The sequence below is a fragment of the Ruegeria sp. AN11 genome, assembly GCF_056536005.1.
The window spans coordinates 823855-847824 of record NZ_JBQFJD010000002.1 but is presented as its reverse complement, the minus strand read 5'-3'; the positions used below and the strand labels follow the sequence as shown (position 1 = coordinate 847824).

The 23970-nt window shown below is 57.7% G+C and carries 25 protein-coding genes; 13 read left to right on the top strand and 12 right to left on the bottom strand.

The features are described from left to right. Nucleotides 1–51: 51 nt before the first annotated feature. From ACR3EQ_RS23725 to ACR3EQ_RS23715, 3 genes are all read right to left on the bottom strand, one after another. On the bottom strand, nt 52–1635 hold the full coding sequence (locus ACR3EQ_RS23725; protein ID WP_480492332.1) for an ABC transporter substrate-binding protein: 1584 nt from the start codon (nt 1633–1635) through the stop codon (nt 52–54). A gap of 134 nt (nt 1636–1769) precedes the next feature. Next, complete coding sequence (locus tag ACR3EQ_RS23720) at nt 1770–2372, bottom strand: XRE family transcriptional regulator (protein WP_170613969.1); 603 nt, start codon at nt 2370–2372, stop codon at nt 1770–1772. A gap of 102 nt (nt 2373–2474) precedes the next feature. Further along, nucleotides 2475–3224 (bottom strand): creatininase family protein, encoded by a 750-nt coding sequence (locus tag ACR3EQ_RS23715; RefSeq protein WP_480441047.1) that lies wholly within the window; start codon nt 3222–3224, stop codon nt 2475–2477. 57 nt (nt 3225–3281) lie between these two features. Here ACR3EQ_RS23715 and ACR3EQ_RS23710 point away from each other — a divergent pair, with 57 nt between their 5' ends. After that, complete coding sequence (locus ACR3EQ_RS23710; RefSeq protein WP_170613968.1) at nt 3282–3884, top strand: XRE family transcriptional regulator; 603 nt, start codon at nt 3282–3284, stop codon at nt 3882–3884. A gap of 42 nt (nt 3885–3926) precedes the next feature. On the opposite strand, the gene ACR3EQ_RS23705 is transcribed toward ACR3EQ_RS23710, so the two are convergent. Continuing rightward, nucleotides 3927–4697: a transporter substrate-binding domain-containing protein gene (locus tag ACR3EQ_RS23705; protein ID WP_170613967.1), complete on the bottom strand. Its 771-nt coding sequence runs from the start codon at nt 4695–4697 to the stop codon at nt 3927–3929. Between the two features lie 138 nt (nt 4698–4835). Between ACR3EQ_RS23705 and ACR3EQ_RS23700 the strand changes: the two genes are divergently transcribed. The 3 genes from ACR3EQ_RS23700 to ACR3EQ_RS23690 are packed head-to-tail and all read left to right on the top strand — an operon-like array spanning nt 4836 to nt 6705. Continuing rightward, nucleotides 4836–5576 (top strand): amino acid ABC transporter ATP-binding protein, encoded by a 741-nt coding sequence (locus ACR3EQ_RS23700; protein WP_480492329.1) that lies wholly within the window; start codon nt 4836–4838, stop codon nt 5574–5576. A gap of 14 nt (nt 5577–5590) precedes the next feature. Further along, nucleotides 5591–6352 carry an amino acid ABC transporter permease gene (locus ACR3EQ_RS23695; protein WP_170613965.1) on the top strand — a complete coding sequence of 254 codons (762 nt, stop codon included), beginning with the start codon at nt 5591–5593 and terminating at the stop codon, nt 6350–6352. An 11-nt stretch (nt 6353–6363) separates the two neighbouring features. Then, nucleotides 6364–6705: a carboxymuconolactone decarboxylase family protein gene (locus ACR3EQ_RS23690; protein ID WP_170613964.1), complete on the top strand. Its 342-nt coding sequence runs from the start codon at nt 6364–6366 to the stop codon at nt 6703–6705. On the opposite strand, the gene ACR3EQ_RS23685 is transcribed toward ACR3EQ_RS23690, so the two are convergent. The 4 genes from ACR3EQ_RS23685 to ACR3EQ_RS23670 all read right to left on the bottom strand — a co-directional run bounded on the left by ACR3EQ_RS23685 (nt 6702) and on the right by ACR3EQ_RS23670 (nt 10289). Then, the gene (locus ACR3EQ_RS23685) at nt 6702–7319 is read right to left on the bottom strand and encodes an RES family NAD+ phosphorylase (RefSeq protein WP_170815888.1); all 618 of its coding nucleotides are present in this window, start codon (nt 7317–7319) and stop codon (nt 6702–6704) included. The two genes, ACR3EQ_RS23690 and ACR3EQ_RS23685, sit on opposite strands and share 4 nt — an antisense overlap. A 6-nt stretch (nt 7320–7325) precedes the next feature. After that, nucleotides 7326–7973 carry a hypothetical protein gene (locus ACR3EQ_RS23680; protein ID WP_170613962.1) on the bottom strand — a complete coding sequence of 216 codons (648 nt, stop codon included), beginning with the start codon at nt 7971–7973 and terminating at the stop codon, nt 7326–7328. Between the two features lie 204 nt (nt 7974–8177). Then, a complete protein-coding gene (locus ACR3EQ_RS23675; RefSeq protein ID WP_170613961.1) occupies nt 8178–9215 on the bottom strand; it encodes a sterol desaturase family protein in 1038 nt (345 codons plus the stop codon). A 108-nt stretch (nt 9216–9323) separates the two neighbouring features. Further along, complete coding sequence (locus ACR3EQ_RS23670) at nt 9324–10289, bottom strand: NAD(P)-dependent oxidoreductase (RefSeq protein ID WP_170613960.1); 966 nt, start codon at nt 10287–10289, stop codon at nt 9324–9326. Between the two features lie 125 nt (nt 10290–10414). Between ACR3EQ_RS23670 and ACR3EQ_RS23665 the strand changes: the two genes are divergently transcribed. Next, a complete protein-coding gene (locus tag ACR3EQ_RS23665) occupies nt 10415–11308 on the top strand; it encodes a LysR substrate-binding domain-containing protein (RefSeq protein ID WP_480492326.1) in 894 nt (297 codons plus the stop codon). Between the two features lie 306 nt (nt 11309–11614). Here ACR3EQ_RS23665 and ACR3EQ_RS23660 read toward each other — a convergent pair whose 3' ends face one another. The 3 genes from ACR3EQ_RS23660 to ACR3EQ_RS23650 all read right to left on the bottom strand — a co-directional run bounded on the left by ACR3EQ_RS23660 (nt 11615) and on the right by ACR3EQ_RS23650 (nt 14898). Next, nucleotides 11615–13051, bottom strand: coding sequence for an NAD-dependent succinate-semialdehyde dehydrogenase (locus tag ACR3EQ_RS23660; protein WP_480492325.1), 1437 nt, complete (start codon nt 13049–13051; stop codon nt 11615–11617). A gap of 110 nt (nt 13052–13161) precedes the next feature. Then, nucleotides 13162–14106 carry a LysR family transcriptional regulator gene (locus ACR3EQ_RS23655; RefSeq protein WP_170613957.1) on the bottom strand — a complete coding sequence of 315 codons (945 nt, stop codon included), beginning with the start codon at nt 14104–14106 and terminating at the stop codon, nt 13162–13164. A 9-nt stretch (nt 14107–14115) separates the two neighbouring features. After that, nucleotides 14116–14898, bottom strand: coding sequence for an aspartate dehydrogenase (locus tag ACR3EQ_RS23650; protein ID WP_170613956.1), 783 nt, complete (start codon nt 14896–14898; stop codon nt 14116–14118). Between the two features lie 162 nt (nt 14899–15060). Here ACR3EQ_RS23650 and ACR3EQ_RS23645 point away from each other — a divergent pair, with 162 nt between their 5' ends. The 5 genes from ACR3EQ_RS23645 (at nt 15061) to ACR3EQ_RS23625 (ending at nt 19588) form a co-directional block, all read left to right on the top strand. Then, entirely contained in the window at nt 15061–16014 is a 954-nt protein-coding gene (locus ACR3EQ_RS23645) for a dihydrodipicolinate synthase family protein (protein ID WP_170619365.1), read from the top strand. Nucleotides 16015–16149: 135 nt separating this feature from the next. Continuing rightward, nucleotides 16150–16713 carry a 3-hydroxyanthranilate 3,4-dioxygenase gene (locus ACR3EQ_RS23640; RefSeq protein ID WP_170613954.1) on the top strand — a complete coding sequence of 188 codons (564 nt, stop codon included), beginning with the start codon at nt 16150–16152 and terminating at the stop codon, nt 16711–16713. A gap of 30 nt (nt 16714–16743) precedes the next feature. Further along, nucleotides 16744–17730 carry a TRAP transporter substrate-binding protein gene (locus ACR3EQ_RS23635; protein ID WP_170613953.1) on the top strand — a complete coding sequence of 329 codons (987 nt, stop codon included), beginning with the start codon at nt 16744–16746 and terminating at the stop codon, nt 17728–17730. Between the two features lie 62 nt (nt 17731–17792). Further along, a complete protein-coding gene (locus ACR3EQ_RS23630; RefSeq protein WP_170613952.1) occupies nt 17793–18332 on the top strand; it encodes a TRAP transporter small permease in 540 nt (179 codons plus the stop codon). Next, entirely contained in the window at nt 18329–19588 is a 1260-nt protein-coding gene (locus ACR3EQ_RS23625; RefSeq protein ID WP_170613951.1) for a TRAP transporter large permease, read from the top strand. Before ACR3EQ_RS23630 ends, ACR3EQ_RS23625 begins: the two co-directional genes overlap by 4 nt. A 7-nt stretch (nt 19589–19595) precedes the next feature. On the opposite strand, the gene ACR3EQ_RS23620 is transcribed toward ACR3EQ_RS23625, so the two are convergent. Further along, nucleotides 19596–20198: an XRE family transcriptional regulator gene (locus ACR3EQ_RS23620; protein WP_170613950.1), complete on the bottom strand. Its 603-nt coding sequence runs from the start codon at nt 20196–20198 to the stop codon at nt 19596–19598. Nucleotides 20199–20347: 149 nt separating this feature from the next. Between ACR3EQ_RS23620 and glyA the strand changes: the two genes are divergently transcribed. The 3 genes from glyA to lipA are packed head-to-tail and all read left to right on the top strand — an operon-like array spanning nt 20348 to nt 23953. Continuing rightward, complete coding sequence (glyA, locus tag ACR3EQ_RS23615; protein WP_170613949.1) at nt 20348–21601, top strand: serine hydroxymethyltransferase; 1254 nt, start codon at nt 20348–20350, stop codon at nt 21599–21601. Between the two features lie 10 nt (nt 21602–21611). Then, a complete protein-coding gene (gene lpdA, locus ACR3EQ_RS23610) occupies nt 21612–22994 on the top strand; it encodes a dihydrolipoyl dehydrogenase (protein ID WP_480492322.1) in 1383 nt (460 codons plus the stop codon). 14 nt (nt 22995–23008) lie between these two features. After that, nucleotides 23009–23953: a lipoyl synthase gene (lipA, locus tag ACR3EQ_RS23605; protein ID WP_170613947.1), complete on the top strand. Its 945-nt coding sequence runs from the start codon at nt 23009–23011 to the stop codon at nt 23951–23953. Nucleotides 23954–23970: the final 17 nt, after the last annotated feature.

Genomic DNA, 23970 nt, shown 5'->3' with positions numbered 1-23970 from the left:
CGCTCCGCAAAGGGCCCCGCCGCAGGGTGCGGCGAGGCAAGGGATCAGCTCTTAGCGGCTGACTGTGGCTTCATCGAAGATGTTATTGCCAAGCGGGGTCTGAACATAGCCCTCGACCGCCGTCCCCAGCGCGACAGCGAAAGGTGTTTCATACATGAACAGCAAGGGGGCTGCCTCGGCATAAAGTGCCTGCATGCGGTCGAACTTGGCCTTTCGAGAGTCCGGGTCCATGTCTTTGGCGGCCTCTTCGAACAGGGTGTTGAACTCTGCGTTCTCCCAACCGGTGCCGACAGCCTTGGCAGTCGGTGTGTAGCCCAGCCAGCCGACAACCTGGCTGGGATCGTTCACATCGTTGACCCAGCCATAGGTGTGAATGTCAAACTCACCCGAGCGGTTCTTGGCCCCGCGCGTGGCGCCGTCGACCTGTTCGACCACCAGATCAATTCCCAACTCGCCCCACATTTGCTGAAGCGCGGCGAAAATTGTTGCGTCATCGGCGGATCCGGCCAGCGTGGTCAGAGTCACCTGCGTGCCGTCCGCGACCCCGGCATCCGCGATCAACCCTTTGGCTTTTTCAAGATCATAGCTATAGAGCGGGCTCAGATCGGCCGCATATTGCGTTGCTTTGGCCATCAGCGGTGAGCTCATGGGTTGGCCCGCACCGTGCAGAACCACACCGATCAGAGCATCCTTGTTGGTTCCATAGTTCAGCGCCTGCCGCACGCGGGGGTCTGCCAGCGGGTTGGGGGAACCGTCGGCGCGTGTCTCATGGGTGTTGATCGGCGAATAGATGATCCGTGTTGACGGATACAGCTGCATGTTGATGTTCGGATCGGCCTCAAGCTCGGCCACGCGGCTGAACGGGATGAACTCGGCTGCATCAACCTCTCCCGCCTGGAGGCGTAGAATGCGGGTTGCATCATCGGGAACGATCTCGAAATGGACGCCGTCCAGATAGGGCAGGGCTTTGCCATCCGCGGCCATGCGCCAGTAATGCTCGTTGGCGCAGAAATCCATGCTGGCCCCTTGTTCAAAGCCGCACAAATAGAACGGGCCGGAGCCGACGCCTGCGCTTGTGGCCGCAAAAATGGCAGCGGATTTGTCCTGATCCGTTTCACCTGCGGCTGCGTCGAATGCGGCTTTCGAAACGATGGCGGTGTTGAATATGGCCAACATCGACAACAGGGTGGGATCGGGGTCTTTCAAAGCGATGGTGATCGCGTTTCCATCCGCGGACACCGCGTCAATCGACCCCAGTAGACCAGCCCATGGGCTCAGGTCAGGGTTGCGGGCGCGATCCAGCGAAAAGACCACATCCGCGCCCGACATGGGCGAGCCGTCAGCGAACTGGATACCTTCTCGCGGGGTCAGGGATACGGTCTTGCCGTCCTCTGACACTGCATAGTCTTCTGCAAGCCCGGGTTCGACCGAGTTGCCATCGGGGCTGCTGCGCAAAAGCGTGTCGAACAGGCTGCCAACCATCCAGATATCGGGGTTGCGGTCCGCGTAGATCGGATCGATAAGGCGCGATCCGTCATAGCGGGCAAAGTTCAATGTGCCCCCGCGTTCTTGCGCCAGAACGGGCAGCGCAAGCGTCGCGGCGACCGTGGCGCCCAATAGTGTCTTCAGCTTCATCTTCTTCTCCTCCCGCAAATCTTCTTGCTCCTGCGGAGGGACATTAAGCGATTCTTAGTTTTACTAAAGTTTTTTTTAGCAAAAGATGAAACTTTTTTAGACCGCGGCATTCCGGGACTGAGTTTTTCGCAGTCCTAACCGCTGTCTGGTGGCGCGGAATCCTTGATCGGAGAGGTTGTAACCCACAGTTCGACGGCCTCGGTTTCGCCCAGGACAACGGAATAGTGAGGCGTCGATGTGTCGTGATGAACCACGTCACCGGGTGACATGATAAAAACACGATCACCCAGATGGTATTCCAGTTGACCGGCTTGCAGATAGCAAAAGGCTTCACCGCTGTGGCACATACGTTCCGATATGTGCCCCGGCGGACGATGAACGATCTGCGGGTGGAACAGAGCGCCCAGAAATCCCGGCCCGAGTTTCTCGTAAAACCGCCCGCGCAAACCAAGGGAATAGGTCTGTCTGCTATCCTTGGCGACAAACTCGGAAAAGACCTGTGGAACGCTCAGCAGCTGTTCAATGGTTGTTTGCAAAGCCGCGGCAATTGCCATGAGAGAGGTTAAAGAGGGAGAGCTGAGCCCACGCTCGACCTGCGACAGAAAGCCAGTAGTCAGATCGGCTTTCTTGGCAACCTGATCCAGCGTCAGCCCCATCGCCTTTCGGCGTCGCCGGATCGCCTGACCCAATTCGGTCGGCTGCCCCTTGGTTTTTGCCCGCGTTGTCGGAGCTTGCATCCGGTCTCTCCTGCATTCCATTTGTTCTGACCATTGAACAGAAGAATGTGGGTAAGATCAAAATTTATTTTAGTGCAACTAAAAATCTGGCACCAAGTGTTGTCAACTTTGCTTCCTTGCCTTTTGAAAATCAAGAAACTCCCGTGAGATGGCTTGAGCCGCCATCTCCAACAGTCGGGCTCCGTCTGTAGGCGTGGCCAGCGCGGAATGGGATCCGACCCGCCCGTCCGGGAATTCTGCGCGGTGTTCATCGGGCGGCCCGTGACGGTCTCCGCTGTGATCACGCAGGTATTGAGGGGTCAGCTTTTGCGGCGGCTCATCGGCGCGTTCGTCGGATATGGCGCCCAACAAGGATTGCGTGATGGCAACTTCGGACGGGGTGGCGTGCATCCCTTCCCATTCTCCGTATAGCGTTCGCCGCAATGCGTTGACGGGTTCAGGCTCCCACCAGCTGCGGATGATCAAGGCGTTCGGGGGCAGGTCGGCGCTTATGGCCTGCAGCGGTGCAATGTTCGCACCATGGCCGTTAACGATGAAGACGCCAGAAAAGCCCTGCGCCAAAAGGCCTTCAATGATTTCCCTTGCGTAAAGGGTGAACACATCCGGGGTAACGGAAACCGTGCCGGGAAAGGCAGCGTTGAAGGGTGCGGGCGTGTAGGCCAGGGCGGGTGCCACGATCGCGTCACACAGATCAGCGGCGCGCAGTGCGACGGCCCCGGCACAGATCGTGTCGGTCCCGATCCGCCCGATCGGCCCGTGTTGTTCGGTCGAACCGATAGGAAGCATCACCGCGCAGCCACTGCCAAGGCGGTCGTCAACTTCGTACCAGGTCATGTGTTCCAGTTGCATCATGTGTCCTTACGGTTACGCGCGCTTTCCCTTTTTGTACCGGGGCGTTACGCTGCGTGCATGGAAGGTTCCGCACCCATCGAAGGGGAAAAGCCCCGGCTGGATCAGGTAATCGGCGCAGCGGTCAAAGCCCATAGGGTTCTGGCCGGCCTGACGATCGCTGAACTGTCGGCGCGCGCCAATGTCTCGCCAGCGATGATTTCCAAGATCGAGCGGGGACAGGTTTCCGCTTCGCTGAGTTCGCTTGAGGCGTTGGCGAAGGCCACGGGCGTTCCGCTGATCAATTTCTTCGCCGGAACTGCCGAAGTGACGGATGTATCCTTTGTGGCCGCCGGCGAGGGCATGACGGTTCAGCGTATGGGTAGCGATTTTGGGCATGCGTTCAAACTGATCGGACGTGCCGAAGCCAGCCACGTGAGCTTCGAAAGCTTCCTTGTCACGCTTGAAGGCCCCTTGCCGCCGGGTCCGCTGTATCAGCATGAAGGGGCAGAGTTCGTGCATGTAACCGAGGGCGAAATGATCTTTCGGTGCGGCGAAGGCTTGTACCACATGCGCCCCGGCGACAGTCTGAGTTATGATTCCAGTACGACCCATGGGGCGGTTGAGCTAAAGACGGACAAGGTCAGTTTTATTTCGCTTCTGGCCAAAGCATTGCCCGGATAGACCGTCCGCTCCGGCCGGAGCGAACGGTTCTGAATATGGGGATCAAAGCCCCCATTTTTCCTTGTTGGCCTCAAAGAACCCCTGCGCCTTTTTCACTTTGATCCAGTTGTTCACGTAATTGATCCACACCTGATCGTCCTGTGGCAGCAGCATGGCGATGGGCGAAGGAGAACGCGCCTCGGCGCCTGCAACGGGGACAACCGGAAATTTGGCTTCCAGCGTCGCGCCTTCGATGTTTGACGTGATAAAGACGTCGGCACGTCCGGCCAGAACCTCCTGAAATCCGCGGGCAGGGGCCTCGACCACCTTGATATCCGCATTCGGGAACCATTCGCGCGCGCGTTTTTCGAATGTGGTGCCAAGGGTTGTTGCAACCTTGACGTCAGGCTGGTTGATCGAGTCGTAGCCGTTGAAACGGTCGGCCTTGTCCTTGGTCGTGAAAGGATAGAGTTCGACCGAGATGTAGCTTTCCGAGAAACCCGCAACCTTCATGCGTGGCGGCGAGATCGAAGCCGAACCGGTCATGTGGTATTTGCCCGAGACCACGCCGTTGACCAGCGTTTTCCAGTCGGTCGGAACAAACTCGACCTCGACCCCCAGGTCGTTGGCCAGCTCGGTCATGATGTCGATGTCATACCCTTTGTAGCTGTTGGTCGCAGGGTCGCGCAGGGTCATCGGATTCCAGTCACCGGTTGTGCCAACCTTCAGGACACCGCCATCAAGGATTTCGTTCAGCGCTGACTGGGCCTGTGCGGCCCCGGCAAGGGCCAGTCCGATGGCTGCCGCAGCGGCCGTCCTGAGTAGGTTTTTCATCTGAGTGCTCCCGTTGGTTGTTCATTGATTGCCGTTGTATACTAGCATTTTTGATGCTTGATTTAACGTCAAGTGCAACGTTAACCTCAAGAAAAATATTTCTTCCCAGGAAAACTTCATACCAAGGGAGCCCGGCCAGTGAGCGAAACGGCAATCGAACTTGTGAATGTCAATAAATGGTACGGCGATTTCCATGTTTTGAAGGACATCAATCTTGGCATCAAGTCGGGCGAAAAGGTTGTGATCTGCGGCCCTTCGGGGTCCGGCAAATCGACCGTGGTGCGCTGTATCAACCGATTGGAAGAACACCAGAAAGGCACCATCCGTGTTGATGGAATTGAACTGACGAATGACCCCAAATCCGTGACGGCCATCCGGTCAGAGGTCGGAATGGTGTTTCAGCAGTTCAATCTATTCCCGCACCTGAGCGTTCTGGAAAACCTGACCCTTGGCCCGATCAAGTCACGAGGAATGTCGCGTGCCGACGCCGAGGCTCGGGCGAGGCATTATCTGGAACGGGTTCACATCCCGGATCAGGCCGAAAAACGCCCCGGCCAACTGTCCGGCGGACAGCAGCAGCGCGTTGCCATCGCGCGGTCGTTATGCATGGAGCCCCGGGTCCTGTTGTTTGACGAACCCACGTCGGCACTGGACCCCGAGATGATTTCCGAAGTGCTCGATGTGATGGTGGAACTTGCGCAAGAAGGTATGACCATGGTCGTGGTGACCCATGAGATGGGCTTTGCCCGCAAAGTGGCAGACAACATGGTGTTCATGGATGCGGGGCAGATTGTCGAGCAGGGCAACCCCGAGGAGTTCTTTGGCGCCCCCCGATCCGAGCGCTGCCAGAAATTTCTCAGCCAGATACTGCAACATTGAGGGGGCCAAACGCGATGATAAGAAACCTTCTTCTTCTCCTGTCGTTTCTGGCGCTTGCAGCTTGTTCCAGTTCTTCCACATGGGGATGGTATGTCATCAATCCGATGACCGAAGCGGGCTGGATCAATGTCAAATTCCTGATTTCCGGCATGGGCGACACCATCTTGATTTCAGTGATCGCTGCCGTCATCTCGATTGTCCTGGGGCTAATCGTGGCATTGCCGGGGCTGGCCAAAAGCCGAGGCTGGCGTTTGGTGAACCGGATCTATGTCGAACTGATCCGCTCGATCCCGCTGCTGCCCATGCTGTTCTGGGTCTTCTACGGCCTGCCGATCGTTTTTCGCGAAATGGGCCTGAACATACCGATTGATCCGTTTTGGGGTGCGATCATCACGCTTGCCTTGTCCGACAGCGCATTTACGGCCGAGATATACCGGGCCGGTATCCAGTCGATTGCCAAGGGACAGACCGAGGCGGCCCAGACCATCGGCCTGAACTACCTTCAAACCATGCGCTATGTGATCCTGCCTCAGGCGATCCGGCGCATTTTGCCGCCGCTGGCGAACCAGTTCATCTACATTGTCAAGATGAGCGCCTTTGCCAGCGTCATCGGCATGCAGGAACTGACGCGGCGCGCGAACGAGCTGGTGGTGACAGAATACCGCCCGCTTGAGATCTATTCGCTGCTGATCCTTGAATATCTGATCCTGGTTCTGATCATCAGCGCCGGAGTGCGCTGGCTGGAACGCCGCATGGGATCGGACGAACGCGGCTGAAGGAGGACGACATGGACTGGAATGACTTCATGGCCGCGATTGAGGCCGACATCGCAACATATTCGAAAGAAGTGCCCGAGACGGTCAAAGGCTTTGGCATCATGGGTAAGGCCGCCAAGTCCAACGGCGCGCTCAGCGAAAAAACCAAAGAGTTCATGGCGCTCGGGATCGCAATTGCGACGCGGTGTGACAGTTGTATCGGCTTTCACGTCCGTTCTTTGGTGCGCCTCGGTGCCAGCCGGGAAGAACTGTGCGAGGCGCTGGCCATGGCGACCTATATGGGGGGCGGCCCGTCTTATGCCTACAGCGCCAAGGCGCTCAAGGCGTTCGACACCTTTTCAAAACAAGCTTAACGGCTGATCGTGATGCCCGCGCGGCGCGCCGTTGTTCTCAGCTGATCCAGCAAGTCCGCGTCGCGCTGAACGTACCGCGTTTCTGTTACCGTCAGCGCGCCGGGTGTTACCCGATCTTCGAACAGCATCATCGCCAATGCGGAACTGTCACGCACGGATGACCAGATCATGCCATCTGCGGCGGGATTGTCTTTCCAGATCAAGGCGGCAAGCTCCCGGCAAGTGGGATAGTTGCTTTCATCGTAGGTAAGCAGGTCAGCTTCCGCGATGTCCCAGGCGGCGAGTTCCGGCGTAAACAAACGAACCAACTGAAGTTCCCGCCTGGTCGTTAACCGGCTTGCTGCATAGTCATCAAGACGGTTACGAGGGAATGTCTGATACTTGGCCGGACGTTCTCGGAACAGTGTTTCATAAGCCGCGCCATCAAATGTGGTAGCGGAGTAAAGAGTGGGAACTATTTTGCCCTCGAGATCCTGAAAGGGGGCGAAGCGGGACGTGCCGTAGCCGGGATTGAACTGATCACCATCCAGAACGTCTCGGTGCAGGCGAAAGACCTCTCGCCCGCTTTCCAGCGCAAAGTAGGGATGCTGTCCGGCCGAATTCGGAAGTATCACGCGCCGTCAGCCTGCCGGCGTTTTAAACGCGCGTGCAGCGGCATCGGCAACCCGCGCGTCACCGGCCTGAACAAGATCAATGGGCCGGGCACCATCCAGCGCGTTTTGGGGCGCGACAAGCCAAAAGGCCGTTTGCCAGGGAGTCAAATCCTGCGGAAGCGCCGCAAGCACGTCCACCAAGGTCGCATAGGGCCGCCCATCAGCATTAAATTGGAACGCCGGATACAGGTCCTTGCCCTGCAGTTTGACCGAAAAGATCTTTCCGGCCTTTTTCCAGTCGTTCGCCGTGGCTGACTTGTTTCTCGATGTGCTGCCAGACATGGCATGGATCTGGGCGCTTGTAAGGACCTCAAAATCGCTCAGGAACTCAGCGCGCAGCCGGGCGTTGTCTTCGTCAATCTTTGCCTCGACCTGATCGAACGCGTCCGTGTCGAGATAGGCATCGATCATCGCGTCAATACGCTCCTGAGCGCGCTCCAGCTTTCGTCTGGCAACCGAGGATGCGATGAGGTGAAATGTCCTGGGCGACATGTCCCGAACACCGCTGATAAGGATCAGGGATTTGTCCTTTTGGGCAAGCCGAACCGCTTCCTGCGCGGAAAGATCGCGTTCGGTATCTTCTGCGACATCATAAAGATGAAGAATCCTGGACATCACAAGCTTCCTTATATTTCATATATGACAATATAGATAAGAAGTATCAGAAAACAAGCATTGCGAAGCCGTTGTCGTTGGCCAAAGCGAGTACCTAAACGATACACCCCCACGTTATTAACATAATCATCATTATGCGGGATATCCCGACGAACGCCATTTAGAGTTGTATTTTCATAAAACCACGGGAAAACGAAACGTTAGCTACTTCCCTGACGCATGCATTTCGCGTTTCCGGTTGCGCGTGCGTACGGTCGCCTCCTCTGAGCCGTCGTGATATGTGCCGAACCACTTGTCCCACGGCATTTCCGCGTTGCCGTAGTTGCATTCGTAGTATCGATGATGCAACTGATGAAAAAAGGCACCGATCAGGAGTGCTTTGCGGTCGTGGGCCCAAATCGCCTCGTAACCTGAATGAGATGAAGCGGCGCCCAGCATCAGCCAAAATCCCAGAAAGATCATGTGAACCGGATGACTTGGCAATACCAGAACGATCAGGATCGCGCTGAGGTAGCCGAGAGCCTCGACCGGGTGCATCGACATGCCCGACCAGGGTCCGGTGTTTACGTTGCGATGATGAACTGCGTGGACATGTCTGTAAATGAACGGTTGATGCAGAAAAAGATGCACCATGTAGAAATGAAAACTCTGCCATATGGCGAGTATCGGAAACAGTAGAATAAACCAGACCGGATGAGCGTCAAAGCTAAGCGTGGCGACGTAACCATTGGCATACATCCAGCGCAAAAAGCACTCGAGCGCCGACAGGATCGTGGCACCGTAGACCAGCGAATAGTACATATTGTCCCAGGTCTGATAGCCGAACTTATAAAGCGCATTCTTGCGCTTCATGTAGGGTCTTGGGTCGTATTTCAGCAGCTTGCCCTGCCCGTCAATTCCGTAGAACCAGAAATGCAGCCCACCTGCGACAATGATCAGCAGAGCCCAGTTTCGGATGAAAACCCATGACATCCACCCGAACGCGAATTGCATTTGTTCGGGGCCAACGGGTTGCATCCAGAACGCCACAACAAACGACAGTGCCAAATAGATCGAACGATCGGAAACCTGCAGGTAATTCTGCCAAAGCCACTTAGCCAGAACACGAGGTTTCGGCGGCCAATGCCAATATGGCGCGTGGTTCACCGGCAATTCAGGGTGCCAGTGCCACTCGCGGCTCATCGGACCAGGCTCGGGGCGATGGGCGGCATTTTCCGTTGGGTTGGTGTCCGCTGTCGTCATGTCCAATCCCCTACTCGCGATTTAGCAGCACCAGCTTGCCGGACAGAATGGCCCTGGCGGCCACAGCTATGATATGCCTGAGCCGGTTCAAAGCCCGACGTGATCAGGTCATTCAGCGGCTTTCAGCGCCTTGCCTTGCGGGATCACCTCATAGCCGGGCTCTTCGGGTTCATCGTCTTCCATCTCGGGCGGGAAGCCGGGTGCAAGGATCTCCAGGCCTGTGACCTCTTCCAGGCGCCTGATTATGTTGGGCGACAACTCACGTTCGCCAAAACGTTCGATCCCGTCCTCGAAAATCTGAACCAGCATGGGCGAGATTTCCAACGGGACGTTGTGGCGGTCGGCAACCTGCTGGAACAGGCTCACGTCCTTTTTGACCAGATCCATGGTGAACGAGATGTCGCGTGATCCGTTCAGGATGACCTGACTCTCGGTCTCATGAACAAACGATGTGCCGGAACTGATCTTGATCGCTTCATAGGTGGTATTCAGGTCCATACCTGCGGCTTTGGCCGTGACCAGAGCCTCGCAGCAGGTCACCAGATTGGCTGTGGCCAGATAGTTCGTCAAAACTTTCAGGACCGAAGCCGACCCCAACTCACCGGTATGCAAAATACGGCGGCCCATGGTCTTGAGGAACGGCGCGATACGCTCGAACGTTGCGCGATCACATCCCGCAAAGATCGAGATATTTCCAGTCGCCGCGCGGTGGCATCCGCCTGAGACCGGGCAATCCACTGCCGCCCCGCCCCGCTCCATCACCATGGCCCCCAGGCGTTTGACTTCAGCCTCATCCGTGGTGGACATCTCCATCCAGATTTTGCCGTCGGTCACTTCAGGCAACATCTGCTGCATGACGGCGTCCGACGCAGCAGGCGACGGCAGGCAGGTGATGACCGCATCACAATCCCGCATCAGTTGCGCCGGTCCTTCCGCCTTTTTCGCACCACGGGCCACGAAGGCATCAACCAGTTCTTCGTTCAGATCATGGACTGTCAGGTCCATACCATTGCGCAGCAGCGAACCCGAAAGCTTGCCGCCGACGTTGCCCAGACCAATAAATCCAACTTTCATGAGCGCGTTCCCCAGGTTGTCCGGTCTGATCAGGCCGGTGAAAATTCCGTTTGCGCACCGATTTAGCGACGTTGAAGCGAAAAAGTAAAACGAATAAAAAGAGCAATAATCACAAACTTTCCTTGGTGCTGAACGTGTCCAATTCCCCAAATCTTGTCTGGCTCAGATCGTTTGAATGCGCAGCGCGGCATATGAGCTTTACGGCCGCAGCTAAGGAACTGGGCATAACGCAAACGGCGCTCAGTCTGCATGTCCGCTCGCTAGAGGCGCAGTTGGGGTGCAAGCTTTTCTTTCGCGCGGCCAGAAACCTGAGCCTGACAGAGGTCGGACAGGCCTACGCCTATTCCGTGCGGCGCGCGCTAAGCGATATTACGGTATCGACCGCCAGCCTTTTCGGGTCCGGAAGCGCGCAGGTTCTAACCGTGCGGGCTCCGATCTCGACAGCGACGCTCTGGCTGGCACACAGGCTGCCGGAATTCACCCGCAGCCAGCCCGATGTATCCATTCGGCTGGTCTCGAACATTTGGGCGGATTCGGCTGGTCGCGAAAACGTGGATGTCGAGTTGCGCGTGGGGGTTGGTGACTGGCCTGATGCGCGAACCCGAAAAATCTCGACCGAGCGTATCGTACCTGTCGCGGCGGATTCGGCGTCGGGGCAAAGCATTCCGGTTGCCGAACTCCGCAAGCAACCGCTTGTGCAGATTCTGGGATTTCAGGACATGGGGCAGAAGTATTTCGAAGCGTTGGGCATAGCGTATTCTGAACCCTTGTCCCCCTACTCCGTCGATACAACCGTCGCCGCGATGGGCGTCGTTGCGGCGGGCGGAGGGTACGCAATGGTGCTGGAAAGGTTCGCGCAAACCGCGATCGAGTCCGGACAGGCCATCGCGATTGTCGGCGATGCGGTCCCAATCAACCAATCCCACTTTCTTGTTGAGACAAGCGGAACAGGCGCAAACGAGCCTGTTAAGCAACTGTTCGAAACCTGGCTTGAACAGGAGTTTTCAGAGCATCAATAGGCATGACCCGAACCAGATCAGATGTGAAAAAACTGGCTTTCAATCGCTACGGCAAGATCCGTTTTCAAGTGGGAGGTCGGATCTGAGTTGCCACGAGGGGGAAAAGCAACTGCATGCCGCAGCGATTGAGTGTGAGCGGCGTCAATGCCAGTGGCTATGTGAACTGACGTTTGATTGAGGCCAAAATATGACCCATTCTACTAATTCTTTAATTTGTCAAAAATTTTAACAATGACAGTGCTTTAAGCTACTTCGCCATTTACTGTCAGAACGATATTTCGGGGCCGGATTTTGCCCCGCGCATGATCAAACGATCTGGGTGCTGTGCGAGATATTTTTAACAATCATATAGTTTTCCAGACCCTCCGTCCCGCCTTCCCGGCCGTATCCACTGGATTTGACCCCGCCAAAAGGTGTTTCCGGCAATGATGCTTCCAGCGTATTAAAGGAAAGGTTTCCGGCTTCGACTTCATCGGTCATCCGGTCAATATAGTCGGCCCTGTTTGAAAACCCGTAAGCGGCAAGACCAAAAGGTGTCGCATTCGCCTTGGCTATGGCTTCGTCCAGTGAAGCAACCGGATTGATCACGGCCAGCGGGCCAAATGGCTCTTCTTGCATCACGCGGGCGTCGTCAGGCACATTCGTCAAAACGGTCGGCGCAAAGAAATAGCCTTTGGCTCCGATCCGACCGCCCCCGGTGCAGATCGTTGCACCGGCATCACGGGCATCTTCCACAAGTTCGCTCAGCGCGGGAACGCGGCGGTCGTTTGCCAGCGGCCCCATTTCGATACCCTCTTCCACTCCGTTCCCTACGACAGTGGCAGCGGCCCGTTTAGTGAATGTGTCCAGGAATGGCTTGTAGATGCTTTCGTGCACAAAAAACCGGGTTGGCGAGGTGCAGACCTGCCCTGCATTCCTGTATTTGCGGACCGCTCCGCTAAGTGCGGCTTTTTCAACGTCTGTATCTTCACAGACGATGACTGGTGCATGCCCGCCCAGCTCCATCAGGACGCGCGTCATGTTCTCCGAGGCGAGCGTCGTCAGGTGGCGCCCGACCGCTGTTGACCCGGTAAAGGCGACAAGCCGTACTGGATCCTGCCGGATAAGATGGCTTGAGATATCCGCAGGCTCACCAAAGACAAGGTTCAGGACACCCGGTGGCAAGCCGGCGTCGTGGAAGGCGCGCGCGATATGCATGGCACCTGCCGGAGTTTCTTCAGCCGCTTTCAGGATGATCGAACACCCCGATGCCAGCGCGCCTGCAATCTTGCGTGCCGGCTGGCTCATCGGGAAATTCCAGGGCGAGAGGCCAAGAACCACCCCGATGGGTTGGTGGTGCACAACATATCGAACGCCGGGCGCCGAGGGGATAACGCGGCCATAAGTACGCATGGCCTCGCCCGCGTCCCATTCGAAAAACTCGCAGCCGCGGATCACCTCGAGCCGGGCCTGTGCCAGCGGCTTTCCATGCTCGGCAGTGATTGAGCGGGCAATCTCCTCCTGCCGGTCGCGCATCAGCGCCGCAGCCTTGATCATGATGTCCGCACGGTCGCGTGGGGCCGTGCGACGCCAAACGCGAAACCCCGCTTCGGCCGCAGCCAGCGCGTCATCCAGATCGGACCTGCCCGCTTTGGGAAGCCTGCCGATTTCCTCTTCGGTCGCAGGGTTCAACACGGGAATGTCGTCTGCTGCCTTGCGCCACTCACCGCCGATATAAAGTTTCAGGTCCGGATAAGTGCTCATGGCGCCCTCGCAGGTTGCAATTCAGCTTCAGGGTCTCATTTCCGCTGGCATCACCTCAACTGAATTGAAGAAATACTGATATCCGATTGCGTGATATCTGCAGGGATGGTTCAGATGTCCCCTGCTGCCGCGCGCAGGGCATCCAGAAATGTGCTGCTTGCCGGGGACAGGCTGTTTTCCCCTCTGTGCGAGACGCCAACCGGGCCCGCACCAAATGGGACAGCCCAGTCCAGGCAGGCCAGCAGGCCACGGTCGATATCCAACGAGGCGACATGGGCCGGCATCAGCCCGACAAAATCGTGGGATCGCAACAGGGACCTGTTGGCAAGATAGGAGACCGATTCAATTGAAACACCCGGCTGGTACTGATCCTGCCGCACAAAATACTGGTCGGTTTGGCGGCGCAGAGTGGTTTCGACCGGCGGAAGTATCCAGCCAAAGCGTCTGAGTTCTTCGAAAGTGATATTCGGCTTGCCGACCAAAGGATGCTGCGTTCCCGTCACGGCCAATACCCGTTCATCAAAGAACTTTTCCTGCGTGATCCGTGCTCGGTGGCGATGACTTGGCAGACGACCGACAACCATGTCGATCTCGCCCGACAAAAGCGCAGGCATCAGCACTTCGTTTGTCCCCTCGACAATTTTGACCGCGACTTTCGGGCGGTCTTTCAGCAGCCGTTCGACAGCGCGTGGCAGCAAGGTTGGTGACGCCGCCAGCAGGGTTCCCACCACAACCCGGCCGCTGTTGCCTTCGTTCAGATCATCCAATTCCTGAGCGGCATTTGAGACCTGCGCGAAGATCAGCTTGCCATGGCGGATCAGTGCTTCACCAAACACCGTGGGCACAACGCCGCGATTGGTCCGCTCGAAAAGCTTGACCTCGAAATCCAGCTCCAGGTCCTGAATCATCTTGGTGGCGGCAGGCTGCGAAATGCCCAGATCGCGCGCCGCGTTCTGGATGCTGCCGTGCTGCCCGACCGCAACCAGCAGACGCAACTGGCGCAGCTTCAACCGCGTCAGCGCGCGCTCAACGATACGGGTATGATGTGCGACCATGAAGGCCCCTCATATACTGATCGCTGCGGGCTGTCTTTCGATGGCGGCAATCGCGCTCATGGCAGCCAGAGCCGAACTGCGCGGGTTGTCCGGCAGCGCCTTTCCTTCGATCCTGAATGTGAAGGTGCCAAAACTGCCGCGCGCCTCGATTTCGTGGATATTGGCATTAACAGCCGGATCGGCGATCAGTTCAACCCTTGTCTCGTCAAATCCCAGCCCCGCCAACGCTATGGCCGCTGCCACGTTGGCGTTCTTTGGATAGGCCACGGCTGCTTGCCGGGCAGTTCCGCAAAAATGTACTGCCGCTGATTTTAGGTCGTCCAGCTTCAATTGTTCTTCTGCAGCTGAACCGCGCCATCCCGCCGGGGGCTTGCTGCCGCGATAGATGACCTCGGTCAGCCCCCCTACCCTTGCGGCGGACAGACAATCCAGTGCGCCGATTGCCCCGCTGGCAAGGCGCAAATGCGAATGACCGTTACGCGCCGCCAGTGCCAGCGCCTGTTCAAGATCAGGGTCAGCCAATGCGCCGACTGACAGTGTTACCAGGTCGATGCCCCGTTCCAGAATGGCGGCTCCGTGTGCTTTCAGGCCCGCATGGCCCGCGCAATCGACCATCAGATCGATCCCGCCGGGCAGGTCAGAGACGCAGGAAACACGGGATGGACCGGCCTCCTTTCCGTCAAGTCGCCGTCCGGGTGAAACCAATATGGCATCAGGCCCTTCGCCTTTTTCAAGCAAGTGCTGTGCCACGTAACGCCCGATAGCGCCTTCGCCGATAATGCCGATTTTCATAGAGCCTCCAGATGCAGCCTTAACCTATCCGAAACTGCAGGCTCTCTGTTATCGAAATATTTAATATCCAGATCCGCCCTATGCGCTTGGCTTTGTGCGTTTGACGGAACCAGAGTGTTTGCACGCTAGCGATCTAACATCTGACCTTCGGACTTCCTGCCCATGAAATATGCCAAACACGACGCCAAAGCCTATTCGCGCGAAACCATGCGGGGGATTTGGGCAGCCGCGTTGAACCCGTTCAACGAAGACCTCAGCCTGAACGAGGCCGGATTGCGCCGGAACATTCGGCACTGGATCGACGATCTGCAAATTCAGGGCCTGTTCATCGCAGGCAAACAGGGTGAGTTCTGGTCGATGTCGCTGGACGAACGCAAACGCAACATGACCATCGCCGCCGAGGAATGCGGGGACAAGGCCGGGACGATCATGTCGATCTCGGATCAGAACGTGGACACCGTGCTGGAGCTTGGACGGCATGCTCAGGACTGCGGTGCGGATTATGTGGTGGTCCACGCCCCGATGCTCAGCTTTTGTCACGACCGCGACGAGGTTTTGTACAATTACTACAAGTATATCTGCGACCGCCTGGATATCGGCATCGCCATGTGGAGCCATCCCGACAGCGGGTATCTGATGCAGCCCGAAACTTGTGCGCGTATTGCGGAGCTGCCCAACATCATGGCCATCAAATACTCGGTCCCCCGGGACATGTATGCAAAACTGACGCGGATGGTGGGTGACAAGATCCTGGTGTCCACGTCTCTGGAAGACGACTGGCTGGACAATATCGAGGAGCTGGGCTGGCAGCTTTACCTGTGTTCCTCGCCGCCCTACCAAATCCAGACGGCGAACGACTTGCGTATGCACGAATACACTGAATTGGCATTTGCCGGAAAGTTCGACCAGGCCCGGCGCGTGCGTGACAGTCTTGATCCGGTCCGAACCGCGATTAAGCGTACCAAGCCTGGCGGAAAACCAACCGCTCACGGTAAATACTGGCAGGAATTGCTTGGGCAGGTCGGAGGCCGCGTGCGCCATCCCATGCTGGAACTGACCGAGGCCGAAAAAGCCGCCACAAGCGCAGCGTTCGAGGATTGCGGCCTTCAGCTTTGATCAATCTGATATCAGGTTAATGGATACCGACATTCCCAGAAACAAATATTTCTTTCATACGGCTTGTCCTAGGCTTTTTGACGGCACGATATAGTGTTGCTGTGCCCCAAGCACCGGTCAGGCAGGAGAAAGCACATGGGACAACACCCGACGCTGAAACCCTTCAATTTCCAGAAATGGGTGGAAGACAACGCTGACAAACTGCGCCCTCCGGTTGGCAATCAGTTGCTGCACAAGGAAGGCGACATGATTGTCATGGTCGTTGGCGGCCCGAATACACGTGTCGATTTTCACGATGATCCGGTTGAAGAATGGTTCTTTCAGCAAAAGGGCGACATGATGCTGAAGATCGCCGACGGCGGCAAAATCTACGATGTGCCGGTGCGTGAAGGCGAGGTTTTCCTGTTGCCGCCTCATGTGCGCCACGCGCCGCAGCGCCCACAGGAAGGATCGATCGGCATCGTGGTCGAAGCCCCGCGTCAGCCGGGGATGAAAGAAGGGTTCGAATGGTTTTGCTTTAACTGCGAAGGCCTTGTGCATCGCGAAGAAGTTGCGCTTGATGGCCCCGAAGGGATCGTCACCGCACTGCCAAAGATTTACGATGCTTTCCATAACAGTACCGAAGCTCGAACTTGTCCGAACTGCGGAACGCTGCATCCCGGAAAGGGTAAGCCGCCTGCGGACTGGGTCCAGCTCTGAGCCGAACCGGAACAAAACAGGGAGAATACAATGAACTACCTTCACAAAGCCCTCTGCGGCGCGACTGCTGCGGTTGTGGCTTCTTTTTCCGCAACGATTGCGCTGGCAGATGAGTTTCGCCTGGGTCTGATCACGCCACCGCCGCATATCTGGACCAAGGCGGCCGAGGCCTTTGGCGCAGACTTGTCGGAAGCCAGCGGTGGCGCGCATAGCGTGACAGTTTTTCCGGCGCGTCAGTTGGGCAACGAAGCCGAGATGCTGCAGCAGTTGCAAACAGGTGCTTTGGACATGGCGTTCATGACAGTGGCCGAAGTGTCCAATCGCGCCAAGGATTTCGGCGCGTTCTATGCCCCGTATCTGGCCAGCGATATCGGCCACGCGGGCCGCATCCTGCGCAGCGATGGCGCACGCAGTATGCTGGATCAGCTTCCGGCCGAGGTTGGTGTCGTCGGCACCGGGTACGGCATGGCCGGCCTGCGCCAGATCGTTGCCCGGGGCGACGTGAACTCGGCAGAGGACCTAGCCGGTCTCAAACTGCGGATCACTCCGTTCGAGCCTATTCTCGACTTCTACAACGCCGTTGGTGCGGCCCCGACCCCGATGCCCCTGCCCGCCGTTTACGATGCGCTGGCCAACGGTCAGGTCGATGCCATCGACATGGACGCAGAACTGATCTGGGTTCTGAAATATTACGAACATGCCGACACCGTCGTGCAGTCGGACCACATGATGTTCCCGATGGTTGGTCTTGTGTCGGCCAAGGTCTGGGCCGGTCTGTCCGAAGAAGACCGCACCATGATCGGTGAACTGATGGCCCGTCACGTGGACAGTACCATCGACACCTATGTTGCCAAGGAACAGGAATGGCTGGATCAGGTGAAAGGCACCGGCAAAACCTATGTTCAGGTGGACAGCTCATTCTTTGGTGATGCCATTGATCAATGGAACCAGACCTGGGCCGGGAAATCAGGTGCGCTGGATCAATTGCGACAGGTTGCTGCGGAAACCGCCAACTAATACGGTACTCATGCAATTGGGGCGCAGGTGATTTGCGCCCCTTGTTTTGAGGAGTGAGCGCAATGATCCGGCGGATTTCTGCAGCATGGGCGCGTGCTGAACTGTGGCTCGCGTCTTTTCTGGCCGCCGCCATATCGGTTCTTATCCTGCTGAACGTCGTGACACGGAGCCTGGGGTCCGCTTTGTTCTGGGTGGATGAGCTGGCGATCTATGCCATGGCCTGGATGACCTTTCTCGGCGCATCCGCGGCGCTGCACTATGGTCACGCTGTGGCCGTTACGATCCTGACGGATGCCCTGCCCCCTATGTTGCGGGACTTGGCGGCCCGGCTTGTTGACCTAATCGTTCTGATCTTTGCCCTGTTCATGATCTGGTTCTGTTGGCGCTGGTATTCACCGCTGGAACTGGCGCGGCATGGGTTCGACACCAAGCAGTTTCAGGGTGCGACTTTCAACTTCATCTACGCGGAACCGACAACAACGCTGGGCGTTCCGAAATACCTGGTCTGGATGGTCATGTGGCTGTTTGCGCTGGGGGCAACGCTGCACAGCATTTCAAATCTGACCGGCCCCCGTGTCCCTCAACCCGAGGGCAACGCATGACGCCTCTGATTTTTGCCTTCAAGCTGCTGATCGCGGTTCCCGTTGCGCTGGTCCTGTCGCTGACCGCAATCTGGTACATTTGGGAAAGCGGCAACACCGTTTTGTATGACAGCTTTGCCCAGAAGATGTTCTCGGGCCTCGAGAACTATGGGCTTCTGGCCATTCCTCTTTTCATGCTGACCGGCGAGATGATGAACGAAGGTGGCATGACCCGACGGCTTATCGATGCCGCCCGGGTCTTTGTCGGCGGCTTTCGCGGCGGGCTGGCCTATATCAACCTGCTGGCCAACATGTTCATGGCCGCCATCATCGGATCGGCCACGGCGCAGATTGCCGTCATGGCGCGGGCCATGACGCCTGAGATGGAGCGGGAAGGCTATGACAAGGGCTTTGCCGCTGCCACCACAGCCGCTGGGGGATTGCTGGCACCGGTCATTCCACCATCCATGATGTTCGTGATCTTTGGCGTTCTGGCGCAGATCCCCATCGGTGACATGTTTCTTGCCGGCATCCTGCCCGGACTGTTGCTGTCGATCTCGTTTGCCGTGGTGATCGCCCTGATCGGTTTCGCGCAGGGATTTCCCAAAGGCGCCTGGTTTACGCGGCAGGAATCGATTTCGGCCCTGCTTGCCTGTTTACCGGCGGTATTGATCCCCATGGCCATTATCGGGGGGGTTCTGTTCGGTATTGCCACGCCCACGGAATCCGCCGCTATCGCGTCCCTGATCGCGTTCCTGATTGGCTGGCTGATCTACGGAGAGCTTAAGCCCAAGGCGCTGCCCCAGATGTTCCGGCGCACGGCAATCAACGCGTCTATGATCATCTTCATGATTTCTGCCGCAAGTGTTTTTGGCTGGGTAATCATCTATGAGGCACTGCCGCAGAAGCTGGCGGTCCTGATCACCTCCATTACAGATGATCCATTCCTGTTCCTGCTGATCGTCAACCTGATCTTGCTGGGGGTCGGAATGTTGATCGATGGCATCGCGGCCGTCATTCTGATCACCCCCATCCTGCTGCCCATCGCAATGAACGACTACGACATCAGCCCCTATCAGTTCGGCGTCGTCATGTGCCTGAACCTAGTTCTGGGCCTGCTGACGCCACCGGTGGGTGTCGGGCTTTACATCGCATCTTCCATGAGCGGGGCCTCACCGGGTCGCATTTTGCGATCGCTCTGGCCCTTCTTGCTGGCTGTTGCAGCAATCCTGGTTCTGCTTAGCCGTTTCCCATGGTTTTCAACCGCTCTGGTCTAAAGCGGGACTATTCCAGTGACACCCACAGAACCTGCGCGTCTTCCTCGCTGGTGGATACGCATCCATGGCCCATGCTGCTGTCATAATAAAGCGAGTCCCCCGCCTTCATCGGCAGCGGGCGATAATGCTCCGAAACAAAGATCAACTCGCCCTTCAGGACATACATGAACTCTTCCCCGGAATGCCGGATCCAGTTGTCGAATTCGGATATGTCACGCGCCTTGATTGTCGCTACATAGGGTAGCATGCGCTTGCTGGTCAGTTCCGGGCACAGCAACTCGTGCATGTAGGTGGCGGTATGCCTGATCTCGCCCGTCCCTTTTGGGGTGAAGTCACGCCGCCCGGCGACCCCCGTCTGACCGGATTGCCGGAACAGCTGCGGCGGGTTCATATCCAGCGCCTGAGTCAACCGGCGGACAATATCGAAACTGGGTCGGGTCTGGTTGTTTTCAATCTTTGAAAGCGTCGAGCGACCAATGCCGGCGGCCCTGCCAGCCTCTTCCAGCGTCCAGCCCTTCTCACGGCGTGCATCCCGGATCGAGCGACCCAGAGCGGCTCCATCGTCCTGGTCCTGAAGTCCCGCCCCATCAGGCTGTAAATCGTCTGACATATTGAATCCCCCCACTTTCAGCAAGGATACATAGTTCCCGATTAGCCCTCAACATAACAAATCGGAAAAAAATGTTGCCTAGATCATTTGTTTTCCACTATAGGAAACAAAATCCCCTGTTAAGGATTCGGATTTCGGAGGAGGAAATCATGTTCAGAACGTCTCTTGCAGCATCCGACCCGGTTATTGCGGCGTCGATTTCGCGTGAAGCTTCCCGTCAGGCTGAACAAATTGAGCTTATCGCGTCCGAGAACATTGTCTCGCAGGCCGTAATCGAAGCGCAGGGTTCAGTGCTGACCAACAAATATGCCGAAGGCTATCCCGGTCGTCGCTACTATGGCGGATGCGAATATGTGGATGAGGTCGAGATTGAAGCCATCGAACGGCTGAAGTCGATTTTCGGCTGCGAGTTTGCCAATGTGCAGCCGCATTCCGGCGCACAGGCCAACGGTGCCGTCAAACTGGCGTTGCTGAGCCCGGGCGACACGATCCTGGGCATGTCGCTGGATGCTGGTGGCCACCTGACTCATGGCGCGAAACCTGCGCAGTCGGGCAAATGGTTCCGTCCGGTTCAGTACGGTCTGACCGACGCGGGTGTGATCGACTACGATCAAGTCGCCGAACTGGCACGCGCAGAGAAACCCAAACTGATCATCGCGGGCGCGTCGGCCTATTCGCGCAAGATCGACTTTGCCCGGTTCCGCGAAATCGCCGACGAAGTCGGGGCGTGGCTGCTGGCCGACATGGCCCATATCGCGGGTCTGGTCGCGACAGGTCTGCACCCTTCGCCTGTCGGACACGCGCATGTCGTGACGTCGACAACCCATAAAACGCTGCGCGGTCCGCGCGGCGGCATCATCTTGACCAATGATGAAGCGCTGGCGAAGAAGATCAATTCCGCTGTGTTCCCAGGCCTTCAGGGTGGCCCGCTGATGCACGTCATCGCAGGCAAAGCAGTCGCGTTTGGCGAAGCTCAGAAGCCGGAATTCAAGGAATACATGCAACGCGTCGTCGACAGCGCCGAGGCATTGTCCAATGTGATGATGTCGCGCGGCTGTGACATCGTTTCGGGTGGCACGGACAACCACCTGATGCTGGTCGATCTTCGACCCATCGGGGTGAAGGGTAACGCGGCCGAGGCGGCGCTGGAGCGCGCCGGGTTCACCTGCAACAAGAACAGCGTGCCCGGAGACCCGGAAAAGCCGACGGTCACAAGCGGAGTCCGTCTGGGCACCGCCGCCGGATGCAGCCGTGGCTTCGGTCCCGAAGAGTTCAAGAAGATCGGCCACCTGATCGGCGACGTTCTGGATGCGCTTGCACAGTCGCCGGATGGGGATGAAACCGTCGAGAAGGCAACCCGCGAACAAGTCCGCGCCCTGTGCGCGAGCTACCCGATCTACTGAGAGCAAGCCCATGAATACCTACGATCTTATCGTTATCGGTGGCGGACCCGGCGGCTATGTCGCCGCGATCCGCGCAGCTCAGCTGGGGCTGAAAGTGGCCTGCGTGGAAGGACGCGGGGCACTGGGCGGAACCTGTCTGAATGTGGGGTGCATTCCCTCCAAAGCCTTGCTGACCTCCTCGGCCAAATATGCCGAACTCTCCCATCTCTCCTCCCACGGCATTGCAGTCGAGGGGGCCAGCATCGACGTTGGCGCGATGATGGAGCGCAAGGACAAGATCGTAGGTGATCTGACCAAGGGCATCGCGTTTCTGTTCAAGAAGAATGGTGTCGATCTGATCGAAGGCTGGGCCAGCATCCCTGCCGCAGGTCAGGTCAAGGTCGGCGACGCGGTTCATAAAGCCAAAAACATCCTGATCGCCACCGGGTCCGAGCCGACCTCGCCGCCGTGTATCGAAATTGATGAGCAGGATATCCTGAGTTCGACCGGCGCGATCGCGCTGGAGAGCGTACCCGAGCATCTGGTCGTAATCGGTGCGGGTGTAATCGGTCTGGAACTGGGGCAGGTCTGGGCGCGCCTGGGCGCCAAGGTCACTGTTGTCGAATATCTGGACCGCGTGCTGCCGGGCATTGACGGCGAGATCGCCAAGCTGGCGCAGCGGGCCTTGTCCAAGCGCGGGCTGAAGTTCCAACTGGGCCGCGCCCTGAAGTCGGTTGAAAAAACCGCTTCAGGCCTGACCCTAACCATGGACCGCGTCGGCAAGGACAAGGAAGAGGTGATGGAAGCCGACAAGGTTCTGATCGCAGTCGGTCGCCGTCCCGTTACCCGGGGTCTCGGGCTGGAAGAACTGGGTGTTGCCGTGAATCAGCGCGGCTTTGTCGAAGTCGACAGCACATTCCAGACATCGGTGCCCGGCATCTACGCCATAGGTGACTGCGTGCCCGGTCCGATGCTGGCGCACAAGGCAGAGGAAGACGGTGTTGCCTGCGTCGAGATGCTGGCCGGGTTGGCCGGGCATGTGGATTACAACACGGTACCCGGCGTGGTTTACACCGACCCCGAGGTTGCGTCCGTTGGTCTGACCGAAGAAGCGCTGAAAGAGACCGGATCGGAGTATACGGTCGGAAAATTTGCCTTCATGGCCAATTCCCGTGCCCGATCGACCGGAGAAACAGACGGCGCGGTCAAGGTTCTGGCCGACGCGGGTGGCAAGATACTGGGGGGCCATATCTGCGGGGCGCATGGCGGTGACCTGATCGCCGAACTGGTGCTGGCCATGACCAAAGGCGCAACCGTCGCCGAGGTCGCCGCAACCTGCCACGCGCACCCGGCGATGGGCGAGGCTGTCAAGGAAGCCTGCCTTGACGCCATGGGCCGCGCAATCCACGCCTGAACCGGAGCAGCCAGATGACCATCCAGCTTCGCCCACGCCACCCGGAAAAGGCCAAAAAGGCCGACAGTGTCATACCGCGCAAACCGAAGTGGATACGTAAGAAAAAGATCGAAGGATCCGAGTATTACGAAACCCGCCGCCTGATGCGCGAGCACGATCTGGCGACCGTTTGCGAAGAAGCCGCCTGCCCCAACATCGGAGAGTGCTGGTCCAAACGCCACGCAACCATGATGATCATGGGCGAGGTCTGCACCCGCGGCTGTTCCTTCTGTAACGTGGCGACGGGCCGTCCTGACGCTCTGGATGCGTTCGAACCGGGCCGGGTCGCGGCGGCGGTCAAAAAGCTGGGTTTGCGCCATGTGGTGATCACTTCCGTGGATCGCGACGATCTGGAAGACGGTGGGGCCGAGCATATCGCGCAAACGATCCGCGCCGTGCGTCATCAGAACCCCGGGACGACAATCGAGGTTCTGACGCCTGATTTTCTGGGCAAGGGCAAAGCCCCGGATGTCGTCTTCGAAGCGGCGCCGGATGTGTTTAACCATAATCTGGAAACCGTGCCGCATTTGTACCCGACGGTGCGGCCGGGTGCCCGTTATTATGCCTCTTTGCGGCTTCTGGACGATGCCAAACGGGCCGAACCGGAAATCTTCACAAAATCGGGACTTATGGTAGGGTTGGGCGAAACAATTAATGATGTGCGCCAGGTGATGGACGATCTGCGCGCTGCCAATGTCGATTTCCTAACCGTCGGACAATATCTGCAACCGACCCCGAAACACCATCCGATTGACCGGTTTTGGTCACCGGAAGAGTTTGAAAAGCTAGAACAAATTGCCCGTTCCAAGGGCTTTCTGCACGTGTCGGCAACACCGCTGACCCGGTCGTCGTTCCACGCGGACGAAGATTTCGCTGCTCTTAAGCAGGCCCGCCAGCGGGCCGTCGCCAACGGGGCATAAACCTGACGCAAATGGGA